Below are 12,273 nucleotides of genomic sequence, written 5' to 3'. Positions count from 1 at the left end.
ATTATGATGTTGAGGGAACCAATCGTTTAGTCGCGAGCAACTAACAGTAGAAAAGGGCGTGGTCAGTTCCGTGCAGGTAGTGAGCATTAGCAGCCTTAAAGGTGGCGTAGGCAAGACCTCCGTTACATTGGGGCTAGCTTCGGCCGCCCTAGCCGCTGGTATACCCACACTCGTTATCGACCTTGATCCACATGCCGATGCCAGCACCGGTCTGGGAGTTCGAGCCGAGGGCAAGTTGACGATCGGGCGCATGCTGAAAAATGCGCGCAAGGCGAATCTCTCTGACAACATCGTCTCCAGCTCATGGCAGGCCAAGGCCATCTCCAAACGTTCACTGACCCGTGTTCCGGTATTGGATGTAGCGGTGGGCGATGCCTACACCGGTATTTACGACCGCCCAGATTTACGCGCTCGCGATTTGCGTCGACTCACTCAGTTACTTTCTAAGACTTCGGGTTACGCCCTGGTGTTGGTTGACTGCCCACCATCGCTGAACGGGTTGACTCGAATGGCGTGGAGCGCGAGTGATCGCATCATGCTGGTTGCCGAGCCCTCTCTCTTCTCCGTGGCAGGTACAGAACGTACCCAGCGCGCCCTAGAAATGTTCCGCAAGGAATATGCACCGGATCTTGGCCGCATCGATGTTGTCGCTAACCGCGTCCGCAAGGATTCCGATGAGCACCGCTTCCGCCTGACCGAGATGCGCTCCATGTTCGGGGCCTCCGTTTTGAGCCCGGAGTTGCCCGAGTTTGCCGATTGGCAGCAGATCCAGGGTGCCGCCTATTCGGTGCACCAGTGGCCAGGTCGCCCCGCGCAAAAGACCGCAGGGCTCTTTGATGAGCTGCTGCGGAACATCACCGACTCCCCCAAGAAGTAGCTACATCCCAGCACACACAAGACCGCTTCTCCGTGAGATGAGCAGGACCAACTCACGAAGAAGCGGTTTTTTGCTGTCCCGATGCTTTCCTGCACCCGGTCCGGCGCAATCGACCATCAGCGATCGCCGAAGTTAAAGAGGTGGGCCGGGGTGTTCCTCACGTGTAGATGTGAGGAACACCCCGGCCCAACTCATTCACGAGGGTCGGAGCGGCAAAGGCCCTAGCTGGCCGAGCGCTTCGCGGCCCGGCGCAAGGACAACTCGTCCTGCGGTAATTCTTCGCTGGCTCGTTCGCTGGGCAGCTGGGACAGGGAACCTTCAACTTCGCGCCAGACCCGGCCGACGGCGATACCAAACACGCCCTGTCCGCCCTGCACCAGGTCGATGACCTCGTCTGCTGAGGTGCATTCGTAGACCGAGGCGCCATCGCTCATCAGCGTAATCTGGGCCAGGTCTTCAACACCGCGTTCACGCAGATGTTCCACGGCGCTGCGGATCTGTTGCAAGGAAACGCCGGTGTCCAGCAGGCGCTTCACGACCTTGAGCACCAAGATGTCGCGGAAGCCGTAGAGGCGCTGAGTCCCGGAACCGCTGGCCTCGCGCACGGCGGGCTCAACCAGTCCGGTTCGGGCCCAGTAGTCGAGTTGGCGGTAGGTGATTCCCGCGGCCTTGCACACGATGGGACCGCGATAGCCCGCGTCCTCATCAAGCACTGGAAGGTCCTCGGTGAAGAGAAGTCCTTGAGTATTGTGCTGCGAGGTGGCATGCCTAAGGGGCGTTGCGCGTTGGTCGTCCGTGGGATTCATTGGAATCTCCTTGCTCAAGCATCCCCGTGAGGGAAGGAGGCCTGCCAGGCGTGGGACGATTTCTTTGCGAGTGAAACCGAGAACCTCAGAAGGGCAAACCTTAGTAAACTTATGCTTCGACGGTACGACTACATTGGGGCCGCGTCAAAGACCTTCAAGCTTAACTTGAGGCGTGTCGCGCACAGCCGTCTATTTATCAAAATCTTCTGGCTCAACTTCGTTGAGGAATTCACGGAATTCGCGCACCTGATCTTCTTCACCCTCGGCGACCTCTGCGTCATCAGAAACAAGGACCGAGGCTTCATCAAGCACCTTGTCATCGCACAGAATGGGACATTGCGCCCGCAAGGCCAGGGCAATGGCATCCGAGGACCGGGCATCAACCCGCACATCGTTGGCAAACACCAATTCGGCGGTGAAAACGGCATTTAGCACCGAAATGATTTCGACGCGGATCAACGGGGCACCCAGGGCGTGGAAGGTGGAAATCATCAGATCATGAGTCAGTGGGCGGGGTGGAACAATGCCCTGCTGGAACATGGCAATCGCCGAGGCTTCCGGCGCACCGATCCAAATGGGAAGGTGCCGCGCCGAGTGGATTTCCTTGAGCAGGACCAGCGGCTGGTTGGAGGGAAGTTCGATGCGTACTCCCACAACTTCAAGTTCGTGCATGGTTCCGCTCCTAACTCGGGGCAACTGCTATCGGCAGTCACCGGGGCCCAACTAGTGGTCCATTTTTGCGATGGCTCCATTAACAAGTGCTCCGTGCAGAGCCATGCAAGCGTCGCTGATCTCCCGAGCGGTTTCCGCTGCTCGCGCTCGTGAGGCCATATCGCCGCGGCTACGCTGCGGGGCAACTACTCCCTCAACGAGTCCTACTTCGCGATCGGCCGCTGCCCGGAAGGCGCGTAGATGCCGTGGTTCGATGCCATGGCCGGCCAGTGCCGCCGAGGCAACAGCGATCTTTTGCGCATGCTCATCAAAGCGGTCATTTTCCGGCACAATCATGCCGAAGGCCAACAGGTCCTCTATCAATTCGCTGCTGCCACCGCACAGACCCTGCAGCTCAGCCTTGGTGACGGGTCGGGTGCGCGCCACCAAATCCCTGGTCATCTGCTCGCTGATGCTACGCGGGGCAAGGGTGTGTCCGCCAGGGAGCTGCTCGGGGCGATCTCCCCGGTCAACGGCATCCAAGTAGTCCTTGATGACCTTCAACGGCAGGTATTGGTCCCGTTGCAGGCCCAAAATGAAGCGCAATCGACCCACGTCATCGGGCAGGTATTTGCGATACCCGGCCGATGTCCGCTGTGGTGTGAGCAGTCCCTTTTCCTCGAGGAAGCGAATCTTCGAGGCGGTGACCTGCGCGAACTCCTCATGTAGCTCAGAGAGGACCTCGCCGATATTAAGCGCAACGGCGCGCTGAGAATCGCCGGCTACTACTGCCAGTCGCGGGTTTCGGGCTGCCTGAATCACTAGCTGGGTCTGCTTAGTCGCGGGCGGTGGCCGGGTTGTTGGGCAGCGAGATGTAGAAGGTGAGCCGGAACTTTCCGATGCGCACCTCCGCGCCATTGGTCAAACGCACCGAATCCACTCGATCGTTATTAACGTAGGTCCCGTTCAATGAACCGCTATCGACGACGCTGAAGCCTTCGGCGTTGCGAAGGAACTGTGCATGCTTACGGGAGACGGTGACGTCGTCAAGGAAGACTGCCGCGTCTGGATGTCGTCCGACCTGGGTCATATCCTGATCCAGCAGGAAGCGTGCACCCTGGTTTGGTCCAGAGTGTGCGATCAACAAGGCCGAACCGTGAGGCAGCGCAGAAACGGCGGAGCGCTCCTCGGCGCTCAAGCCATAAAAGACCACAGTTTCCGCCGTCACCGGCGGCAATGCAATGCCTGTGGTCTCGGTTGATGCTTCGTGCCCCTGCTTGGGCACCTGAGCTTCAGCCATTTCCGGTCCTCCAAAAATTCTTTTCATATTTCACGTTTGGCAATGTCCAACCCTAAAGAGGGTTGAGCATCCTACTCTCCAGATTAGCCTACTAGTCGCCGAGGAGTTTTCTTGAATATCGAGGTACTAAATCTCCACGGTTATGCCCTCGGCATGGGAAGATGCACACATGTCTGCATCACAGAACTCCGTCCCGTCCTCATCGGCCGACACTCAACGCGAGGATTCCTCACCCCGTTGGGGCCTGCGCATTGGCTTGGGTGTTGCCGCCGTCATCATTCTGGCCATTGTCTATCTCGTGGTGCTTCTTTTCCTCCCCGTGTGGTGGGCCACCCGCGTCACCAACCAAACACAGGGATCCGTCACCAGCGGAATCATCCTGGGCCTTACCTACGGCTTTGTCTTCACCTTCGTCCCACTGCTGATCGCTTGGCAAGCACGCTACAAAAAGGTGTCCTGGCCATGGAAGGCGGTCATCGTGGTGTTGGCCATCATTGTGGCCATCCCCAACCTGTTGACCCTGAGTATCTACGCCAACTCTTCCGGCGCCGCTGCCAAGGCTAGGTCCATGATTGATATCAGTGCGACCTGGTTCCCGTCCTGGACGATGGGTGGTGCCGCAGCTGCCCTGATTCTGTTCGTGGGTATTGCCACCTTCTGGCACCTCTGGCGTGCGCGGGGCAAGAAGATGAAAAGCCTAAAAACGGAAATGAAGTCTCAGGCCACTGCCAGAGCTGCAGAAAGCGACAAGCAGGCGCAGTTGGCCCGCGATGCCCAACGAAGCGCTCAGCTGGATGCACAACAGCGTCCCGAGCCCACCGGGCTAAATCCCGAGAACCCAGGATCCTCTAACTAGTTCACCGTTGCCGGTTCGTTCACCGCACCCGAAGTAGTGACCGATCGGCTCAACTCAGGAAATAGCCACCGGGGATGAGATCACATCTCATTCCCCCGCTAGATTTCACTGGCCGTCGCCCCTCCCGTTATCTCCTCGAGAATCGGGCCGGGCGGCGGCCTCATTTTTTGACGACGCCTCCCCCGGCGGCAGCTCTGCTGCTCGCAAGGTTGCGCGTGACCCGCAGGATCGGTGCAGGGAGGAATTCCACCACACAGCGCTAGGGATCAAGGCGCCAGAGCTCGCAGCCATGAAATGGGCGGATCATGCTCGCAGTGGGAGGTTTTTGGTGCCGCTCGAGGGTCGGAAGATCCTGGGCACTTTCCATTCGCGCAGACTAGAAGAAACCCGCGGAAGTCCGCGTAAGTGGGGAATGTGCCTAGAGAAAGGAAAAACCCCGGTGATTCAACGCTACTTCGTTGAATCACCGGGGTTTTAACCGGTCGGGCTAGCGGGATTCGAACCCACGGCCTCCTGACCCCCAGTCAGGCGCGCTACCAAGCTGCGCCATAGCCCGGTTGCTTTCGCAGCCGTTCTCCCTCATTTGCATGAAGGTGCCGTCTGCGAAAAGCTCCTTGATTACCTTACTATACTTTTTGGACTACTTCGAACGCTGACGCTTTTCGCGCACGCGCATCGCTACTTCGATGGGGGTTCCTTCGAAGCCGAAGGTCTCGCGCAGGCGGCGAGTGATGAAGCGGCGGTACCCGGGATCCAAGAAACCGGTGGTGAAGAGCACAAAACGCGGCGGGCGTGAGGATACCTGCGTGGCGAAGAGGATGCGGGGCTGCTTGCCACCGCGCAATGGGTGCGGGTGCGCGCCCACAAGCTCACCTAGGAAGGTGTTGAGCTTGCCGGTGGAGATGCGCTTGTCCCAGGACTCAAGGGCCGTGTGCAGGGCAGGTACGAGCTTGTCCTTGTGCCAACCGGTCAGCGCCGAGATGTTCACGCGAGGTGCCCACTCCACGTGCGCCAGATCGGTTTCGATCTCACGCTCCAGGTAGCGACGACGGTCATCGTCCATCAGGTCCCACTTGTTGAAGGCGAGAACCAATGCGCGGCCCGAATCGATGGTCATCTGCAAGATGCGAACATCCTGCTCCGAGAGCACCTCATCAACGGCCAGCAGCACAACGGCAACCTCGGCCTTTTCTAGGGCGGCCTGGGTACGCAGCGAAGCGTAGTAGTCCGAGCCCTGAGCCATGTGCTGACGGCGGCGGATGCCGGCGGTGTCAACAAAGCGCCAGACCTCGTCGCCCAAGACCACGAGCTCATCAACCGGGTCGCGGGTGGTACCGGCGAGGGTATCAACAACCACGCGCTCAGAGCCGGCCATCTTGTTCAGCAGCGATGACTTGCCCACGTTCGGGCGGCCGATCAGTGCGATGCGGCGCGGGCCACCACGCGGGATGATGCCACCGAAGGCGGAGTGGGTAGGCAGCTTGGAGACAACTTCGTCCAAGAGGTCCGCCGCGCCACGGCCGTGCAGGGCCGATACCGGCCACGGCTGGCCGAAGCCCAGGCCCCAGAGGAATGCCGAATCGGCTTCCTGGTTCTGGTCATCAACCTTGTTGGCGACCAACAAGACCGGCTTCTTTTTCCGGCGCAGCATCTTCACTACTGCCTCGTCGGTGGCGGTAGCGCCAACTCGCGAGTCAACCACGAAGAGAATGACATCGGCCAAGTCGGCGGCGATCTCGGCCTGCTCGGCGACGCGGGCGTGGATGCCCTTGGCATCGTGCTCCCAGCCACCGGTGTCAACTACGGTGAAGTTCCGTCCAGCCCATTCGGCCTGGTAGGACACGCGGTCACGGGTGACACCCGGGACGTCTTCAACCACTGCCTCGCGGCGGCCCAAGATGCGGTTGACCAGCGTGGACTTGCCCACGTTGGGTCGACCGATGATGGCCAGTACCGGCGGGATGATCTCGTCGGCATCGTCATCGTAGTCCTCGCCCAGACGCGCCAGCAATTCGGCGTCCTCCGGGTCAAGGTCGTAGTCGTCGAGGCCGGCGAGCAGCGCTGTGGCGCGTGCGTCGGCATCCTCGTCGCTGATTTCGGCCAGGCGTTCGGCGATGTGGTCCTCGTTGAACGGGACGTACTCTTCGCCGCCGTCCGGAAGCAGGCTCTCACTCATGGTGTGGTTCCTTTGCGTTGCGTGCCTCCACCAATCGCGGAAGCCGGTATCAATTCAAGCATGTACCCGGTCTCGGTGCGCAGCTTTCACTGTGCACAGAGACCGGGGGTGATGATCCGCACGCTGCGGACCGGGGTGTGAAGCTATTTATCCTGCGCCGAAATGGCCGCAAGTACTGCCGTGACGGTTTGTTCAAAATCCAGATCCGAGGAGTCAACCGTGGCAACACCATCGGCGGCCACCGTGAAGTTCACGACGGTGGAATCCTTGGCATCGCGGGCCAAAACCTGAGCCTCGAGCGCTTCGGCCGACTGGGTGCCCCCGAGCTGAAGCCCGCGGCGACGCAACCGCGCCTCCTCCGAGGCGGTGAGCAAAATCCGGGCGTTGGCATCGGGAGCCACCACCGTGGTGATGTCCCGACCCTCGGCCACGATGCGTTCGTGGGCGTTGATGATGGCCCGCTGCCGGGACACCAATTCTGCTCGTGCCGCCAAGTTGGTGGCCACCGCGGAGACGGCCTCGGAGACGAAGGGCTCACGGATCGCCTGGGTGACGTCGGTGCCGTGGATGGTGACAAGCTCAAGATCCGGGTCGGTGGAGATGAACAGATCTGCGGCCTTCACGGCCGCTTCAACGGCGGCGGCATCACTGAGGTCGGTGCCGGCATCCAGGGCATGCCAAGTGACGGCGCGGTACATGGCACCGGTATCAAGGTAGGCAGCACCCAGGCGGCGTGCTGCCTCCTTGGAGACCGATGATTTGCCGCTGCCCGAGGGGCCATCAATGGCGACCGTGAGTTTCTGCATTACTGCGCAACCTTCCATCCAAGTGCACTGAGCACTGTGATCAATTCTTCCCGACGTCCGGGGATGACGGAGATATCAACCAGTCCGACCTGGTGACCGGCGGAGTGTTCCATCCGCAGATCCTCGACGTTGATGCCTGCCTCGCCAATGTCCGCCAGGAGCCGGGCTACCTGCCCGGGTTTGTCCTTGACCACGATGGTGACCAGGGCAAAGGCCTGCGGCGGGGCGCCGTGTTTGCCCGGGATCCGGCCCTGACCGGCGTTGCCCTCCCCCATCAATTGGGCGAGGTCCAGCAGGGCACCTGGCGCACTCGGTGCGCTGAGCGTGTGCACCAGTCGATCCAGATCTTCACGCATTCCGCGCAGGATCGGGAGCAACGCGTCGGCGTTGTGGCTCAAAATCTGAATCCACAACTTCGGATCACTCGCCGCAATCCGGGTGGTATCGCGCAAGCCGTTGCCGGCCAACGCGAGGGAATGACCCGGTGCGTTAAGCAACCGTGAGGCGATGAGCGACGAGGCGACCTGCGGGAAGTGCGAAATCAGCGCGACCGCCTGATCGTGATCCCCCGCGCTCATTCGTGAGACGGTGGCACCCAAGTCGATGGCCAGAGCCTCGGCGGTTTTCACCGCGTCGCCCCGAGAATCCTCGTGCGCGCAGATAACCCACGGCATCGAGGTGAAGAGCTCACCGCGGGCCGCGGCCGGACCGGATTTTTCACGCCCAGACATCGGGTGCGTGCCAACATAACGGCTCAGGTGTTCGGTGGTGATCCGCGGATCATTGCGCACTCCGTTGAGGATCGAGCCCTTAACGGAGGCGATATCCACCACGGTGGACATCGGGTAATCCAGCAACGCCTGCACCACGACCTGGGCCGTGACGTCGGGCGGTGCACCCACCACCACCAGTTCCGGGGCAAGCGGTGTCCCCGGAACATGGATGGTGCCGGCGCCGATGTCCTGGGCAACCACCTGCGCGCTGGGCGAGGGGTCAACAAGGCGAACGGATAGTCCGCGTTGACTCAGCCCCAGCCCGACGCTGGTGCCCAGCAACCCGGTACCGATGACCAGGATGGGCCCGGCCAGGTGGGTGGTGGGCATGTGGTTACATCCCCACCATTGCCAGCAGGTGTCCGACTTCCTGGTTACCCAGGGGGCGGATGGTGCCCTGCTTCTGATCTCCCAGACGGATCGGGCCAACCTGGACGCGCACCAGGCGGGTCACCGGGTGTCCGACCTCTTCGAAGAGGCGACGCACGATGCGGTTACGACCCGAGTGCAGGACGACCTCCACGAGCACGTGGCCCGGGGTGGAGTCGACCAGCTTGAAGGAGTCAACCGACTGCCAGCCGTCTTCGAGCTTGATGCCCTTTTTCATCGTGGCACCGATGCCGTTGGCCATCGGGCCACGGACCTGCACCAGGTAGGTCTTGGGGACCTCGAAGGAGGGGTGTGCCAGACGGTTGGCTGCTTCGCCATCGTTGGTCAGCAACAGCAGGCCCTCGGTGGCGAAGTCAAGACGTCCAACGTGGAAGAGGCGCTCCTGGTTCTTCTTGCGCATGAAGTCGGAGATGCACTTGCGGCCCTCCGGGTCCTCCATGGTGGAGACGACGTTGCGCGGCTTGTTGAAGACGAAGTACTTCAAGTCGGCGTTCAGCTGCAGACGCATGCCGTCCACGTGCACGCTGTCGTGCTCCGGGTCGATGCGTACGCCGGGCTCGGTGATGAGCACGCCGTTGACCTCAACGCGGCCATTGGCAATCATTTCTTCGCAGACACGGCGCGAAGCCACGCCGGCGTTGGCCATGACCTTTTGCAGGCGCACACCCTCAAGATCCGAATGTGCGGCAGCTGCCTGGGCACGCTGGGTCGGACGGGTGCGCTCGGAGGTTACCGGGCCAAGGTTCTGGCCGAAGCGTTCCTTGCCGAAGGCCTTGGGGCCGCCGTACTTCTTGGCCGGGGCGCCGGACTTCTTGCCCTGCTTGGGTCCGCCATGGGCCTTGGACCATGAACCTGCCGAGGACTCGGTGCCGCGTTCCGCACCCGAACGTGGGTTGGAGCTGCGATCGGAGCTCGAGCGTGGGCTGGAGCTGCGTGGATTGTCGTTGGAACGTCCAGCACCGGTTGCTCCGCGGCCGCGGCCGTTGCCGGAGCCGGAGCCGGAGCCTTGTGGGCGCTGGTTGCCGCGGCTTGGGCGGGATCCCTGGTTCATGATCTGTCCTTATGTTGTTTCGTGGTTCGCCGATTTCCAGGGCGAATCAACGTCGTAGTCGTCAATGTCACCCACTCCGGGAAGATGCGGGGAGAGCCTGGGCAGCTCGGAAATACTGCCCAATCCCAATCTTTCCAGAAAGTATGAGGTCGTCTGATACAACGTGGCACCACTTTCACCGTCGTCGGGTGCTTCGTGGATCAGCCCGCGCGTGAGTAAGGTGCGCACCACCGAATCGACGTTGACCCCGCGAATCGCCGCGATCCTTCCGCGGGAGACCGGTTGCCGGTAAGCGATCACTGCCAAAGTTTCCAGCGCAGCCTGGGTAAGTCTTGCCGTTTGACCGTCGATGACGAAACGTGAAACGAAGGGAGCAAAATCACGTCGCGAGAAGATGCGCCAGCCGCCGGCCAATTCACGCAGCTCAAAACCGCGTGGTGTATCCCCACCATCATACTGTGCCCGCAGCCTTAGCAGGGCCGCTGTGACGCGTTCCTCACCCACCTCCAGCACCTCGGCCAGCGCCGGGGCGCCAATCGGCTCATCGATCACCATCAGCACCGCCTCGATGCCGGCATCCAGTCCCCCGGGCAGCAAATCAACGGCTGCGGGCCCCTGCGAGGGGTTCGGGGACGGTGCTGCATTGACGCCTTGGCTCATGATGCTTCTTCCTGCGTGCCGGCACTTGGCGTGGCGGATGTCTCGGTTGATTCGTGGGGTGCGGGGCCATATTCCTCATGCAGGGCGTCGGGATCCCACCCATGTTCGGGATTAAGCCAGCGCACATTCAGCGCATCCAGTGGCGCATCCTGGGAGAAGGCGATGACCTTTTCGCGGTACATTTCCAGCAGCGCCAGGAAGCGGGCCACCACTTCCAAGTGGTTGGCGGCGTTGGCCACCAGCGCGGTAAAGTCCAGTGCGCCGTGTTCCTTCAGCAATGCGGTGATAATGGCTGCTTGTTCACGGACCGAGACGTTGCCACCGTGCAGGTGCTCGATGCCCACCTCGGTGGGCGCGGGCGTCTTAGGTGTCAAGGCCCCGAGGGCCAGCCGGGCCAGCTGGTCGGGGGTGGTGGAGAAGATGAGTTCGGGCAGCAGCGCGGCGAAGTGCGCCTCCAGCCCCACCTGGCGCGGGAAGCTGGTTGATTCCTCAAAGAGTGTCCCGGAGATCCATCCGGCCGCGTGCTTAAAGGCCTTGTACTGCAGGAGCCTGGCGAAGAGCAGGTCGCGGGCCTCGAGCAGCGCCATATCTTCTTCGGTCTCCGCCTCATGGTTCGGCAGTAGCCGGGCGGCCTTGAGTTCCAGCAGCGTGGAGGCAATGACCAGAAACTCGGTGGTTTCATCTAGCGACTTTGCGCCATCGCTTTGTTGGAGCACCTTGAGGTAGACGATGAATTCGTCGGTTACCTCGGCCATGGCGATCTGCGTGATGTCCATTTCACGCTTGGCAATGAGCGAGAGCAACAGGTCAAAGGGGCCGGAAAAGTTTTGCAGCGAAACCCGAAAGCCACCTGCCGCATCGTCGGGGACGGTGCTGCAGGTGGCGGTGTTCTCGGCGGCGGGTGCCGTCATTACGGGGCGCCACCGCGGGAGATCAGTTCCCTCGCGAGCTGGCGGTAGGCCTCGGCTCCGGGGTGGTTGGCGGCATAGGTGGTGATCGGCTCGGCGGCGACGTTGGCATCGGCGAACTTGATGGTGCGGCGGATGACCGTCTCAAAGACGGTGTCCCCGAAGGCTTCCACCAGGCGTCCGACAACTTCGCGGCCGTGCAGCGTGCGCGGGTCATACATGGTGGCCAGCACGCCGTCGATGGACAGGGCCGGGTTCAACCGGTCCTGAACCTTCTCGATTGTCTCCACCAGCAGGGCCACCGCGCGCAGCGCAAAGAACTCTGCGGTCAGCGGGATGATGACGCCGTGGGCGGCGGTCAGCGCGTTGACGGTGAGCAGGCCAAGGGAGGGCTGGCAGTCGATCAGGACGATGTCGTAATCATCGGTGACCGAACGCAGGGCACGTTCCAGGACCTGTTCGCGGGCTACCTCGTTGACCAGCTGCACCTCGGCGGCGGAGAGGTCAATGTTGGCCGGCAACAGGTCAACGTTTTGAACGTCGGTGGTGATGATGGCGTCAAGGATGTCGGTTTTGCGGTCCATCAACACGTTGTAGACGGTGACGTCCAGTTCGTGGGGGTTGGTACCAAAACCTGCCGAGAGCGCACCCTGCGGATCAAAATCGACCAGCAGGACCTTGCGGCCGTATTCGGCCAGGGCCGCTGCCAGATTGATGGTGGAGGTCGTTTTGCCGACCCCGCCCTTTTGGTTGACCATGGCGATGACGCGGGCCGGACCGTGGGACTCCAACGGTGCAGGCTCGGGAAAAATTGTCATCGGGCGTCCGGTGGGGCCCAAAGGGGTGGGTTCCTTGAGCAGACCCGCGCTTCGCGACTTGCTGCCCTGTTCCTCGCTCACGGTATGAACCACGCTTCCGTTCGTTGTGCGATCTGGTTGACTACTTGCTTCAAGGGTATCGGTTTTGCGGTGCGCTTTGCCCCATCACTCCCGGCTGACGGCGAGCCTTTACCTTGAAGT

General features: G+C 61.5%; 13 protein-coding genes and 1 tRNA gene. 2 read left to right on the top strand and 12 right to left on the bottom strand.

Going from position 1 to position 12,273, the window contains the following annotated elements; all coding sequences use genetic code 11:
- Positions 1-58: 58 nt before the first annotated feature.
- Positions 59-877, top strand: coding sequence for a ParA family protein (locus HED64_RS15805; protein WP_218818311.1), 819 nt, complete (start codon positions 59-61; stop codon positions 875-877).
- 221 nt (positions 878-1,098) lie between these two features.
- Here the strand turns inward: HED64_RS15805 and HED64_RS15800 are convergent, their stop codons facing one another.
- The 4 genes from HED64_RS15800 to HED64_RS15785 all read right to left on the bottom strand — a co-directional run bounded on the left by HED64_RS15800 (position 1,099) and on the right by HED64_RS15785 (position 3,634).
- Positions 1,099-1,683: a MerR family transcriptional regulator gene (locus HED64_RS15800; RefSeq protein ID WP_132364687.1), complete on the bottom strand. Its 585-nt coding sequence runs from the start codon at positions 1,681-1,683 to the stop codon at positions 1,099-1,101.
- 189 nt (positions 1,684-1,872) lie between these two features.
- Entirely contained in the window at positions 1,873-2,355 is a 483-nt protein-coding gene (locus tag HED64_RS15795; RefSeq protein ID WP_168152957.1) for a bifunctional nuclease family protein, read from the bottom strand.
- 51 nt (positions 2,356-2,406) lie between these two features.
- Complete coding sequence (ftsR, locus tag HED64_RS15790) at positions 2,407-3,156, bottom strand: transcriptional regulator FtsR (protein ID WP_342590750.1); 750 nt, start codon at positions 3,154-3,156, stop codon at positions 2,407-2,409.
- 13 nt (positions 3,157-3,169) lie between these two features.
- A complete protein-coding gene (locus tag HED64_RS15785) occupies positions 3,170-3,634 on the bottom strand; it encodes an FHA domain-containing protein (RefSeq protein WP_168152955.1) in 465 nt (154 codons plus the stop codon).
- Between the two features lie 169 nt (positions 3,635-3,803).
- Between HED64_RS15785 and HED64_RS15780 the strand changes: the two genes are divergently transcribed.
- Positions 3,804-4,490, top strand: coding sequence for a hypothetical protein (locus HED64_RS15780; protein ID WP_168152954.1), 687 nt, complete (start codon positions 3,804-3,806; stop codon positions 4,488-4,490).
- A gap of 482 nt (positions 4,491-4,972) precedes the next feature.
- Here HED64_RS15780 and HED64_RS15775 read toward each other — a convergent pair.
- The 8 genes from HED64_RS15775 to HED64_RS15740 all read right to left on the bottom strand — a co-directional run bounded on the left by HED64_RS15775 (position 4,973) and on the right by HED64_RS15740 (position 12,153).
- A tRNA-Pro gene (locus tag HED64_RS15775) sits at positions 4,973-5,046 on the bottom strand.
- An 84-nt stretch (positions 5,047-5,130) separates the two neighbouring features.
- Positions 5,131-6,666 carry a ribosome biogenesis GTPase Der gene (der, locus tag HED64_RS15770; RefSeq protein WP_168152953.1) on the bottom strand — a complete coding sequence of 512 codons (1,536 nt, stop codon included), beginning with the start codon at positions 6,664-6,666 and terminating at the stop codon, positions 5,131-5,133.
- Positions 6,667-6,809: 143 nt separating this feature from the next.
- Complete coding sequence (gene cmk, locus HED64_RS15765) at positions 6,810-7,472, bottom strand: (d)CMP kinase (protein ID WP_210149835.1); 663 nt, start codon at positions 7,470-7,472, stop codon at positions 6,810-6,812.
- On the bottom strand, positions 7,472-8,575 hold the full coding sequence (locus HED64_RS15760) for a prephenate dehydrogenase (RefSeq protein ID WP_168152951.1): 1,104 nt from the start codon (positions 8,573-8,575) through the stop codon (positions 7,472-7,474). Before HED64_RS15760 ends, cmk begins: the two co-directional genes overlap by 1 nt.
- Before the next feature lie 4 nt (positions 8,576-8,579).
- Positions 8,580-9,686: a pseudouridine synthase gene (locus tag HED64_RS15755; protein ID WP_168152950.1), complete on the bottom strand. Its 1,107-nt coding sequence runs from the start codon at positions 9,684-9,686 to the stop codon at positions 8,580-8,582.
- Between the two features lie 9 nt (positions 9,687-9,695).
- On the bottom strand, positions 9,696-10,346 hold the full coding sequence (gene scpB, locus HED64_RS15750) for an SMC-Scp complex subunit ScpB (RefSeq protein ID WP_168152949.1): 651 nt from the start codon (positions 10,344-10,346) through the stop codon (positions 9,696-9,698).
- Positions 10,343-11,257, bottom strand: a complete 915-nt coding sequence (locus HED64_RS15745; protein ID WP_168152948.1) for a segregation and condensation protein A — start codon at positions 11,255-11,257, stop codon at positions 10,343-10,345. Before HED64_RS15745 ends, scpB begins: the two co-directional genes overlap by 4 nt.
- On the bottom strand, positions 11,257-12,153 hold the full coding sequence (locus tag HED64_RS15740) for a ParA family protein (protein WP_342590749.1): 897 nt from the start codon (positions 12,151-12,153) through the stop codon (positions 11,257-11,259). The genes HED64_RS15745 and HED64_RS15740 overlap by 1 nt, the downstream gene beginning before the upstream one ends.
- Positions 12,154-12,273 lie beyond the last annotated feature (120 nt).

The sequence above is a fragment of the Paeniglutamicibacter terrestris genome (assembly GCF_012271785.1).
Lineage (GTDB): Bacteria > Actinomycetota > Actinomycetes > Actinomycetales > Micrococcaceae > Paeniglutamicibacter > Paeniglutamicibacter terrestris.
Note: the sequence above shows the minus strand (reverse complement) of the source record. Positions and strands in the feature narration are given on the sequence as shown.

Excerpts from the sequence above, each read along its gene's own strand:
- HED64_RS15800 (WP_132364687.1), bottom strand. The coding sequence starts at position 1,683 with ATGAATCCCACGGACGACCAACGCGCAACGCCCCTTAGGCATGCCACC.
- HED64_RS15795 (WP_168152957.1), bottom strand. The coding sequence starts at position 2,355 with ATGCACGAACTTGAAGTTGTGGGAGTACGCATCGAACTTCCCTCCAAC.
- HED64_RS15785 (WP_168152955.1), bottom strand. The coding sequence starts at position 3,634 with ATGGCTGAAGCTCAGGTGCCCAAGCAGGGGCACGAAGCATCAACCGAG.
- HED64_RS15780 (WP_168152954.1), top strand. The coding sequence starts at position 3,804 with ATGTCTGCATCACAGAACTCCGTCCCGTCCTCATCGGCCGACACTCAA.
- der (WP_168152953.1), bottom strand. The coding sequence starts at position 6,666 with ATGAGTGAGAGCCTGCTTCCGGACGGCGGCGAAGAGTACGTCCCGTTC.
- cmk (WP_210149835.1), bottom strand. The coding sequence starts at position 7,472 with ATGCAGAAACTCACGGTCGCCATTGATGGCCCCTCGGGCAGCGGCAAA.
- HED64_RS15760 (WP_168152951.1), bottom strand. The coding sequence starts at position 8,575 with ATGCCCACCACCCACCTGGCCGGGCCCATCCTGGTCATCGGTACCGGG.
- HED64_RS15755 (WP_168152950.1), bottom strand. The coding sequence starts at position 9,686 with ATGAACCAGGGATCCCGCCCAAGCCGCGGCAACCAGCGCCCACAAGGC.
- scpB (WP_168152949.1), bottom strand. The coding sequence starts at position 10,346 with ATGAGCCAAGGCGTCAATGCAGCACCGTCCCCGAACCCCTCGCAGGGG.
- HED64_RS15745 (WP_168152948.1), bottom strand. The coding sequence starts at position 11,257 with ATGACGGCACCCGCCGCCGAGAACACCGCCACCTGCAGCACCGTCCCC.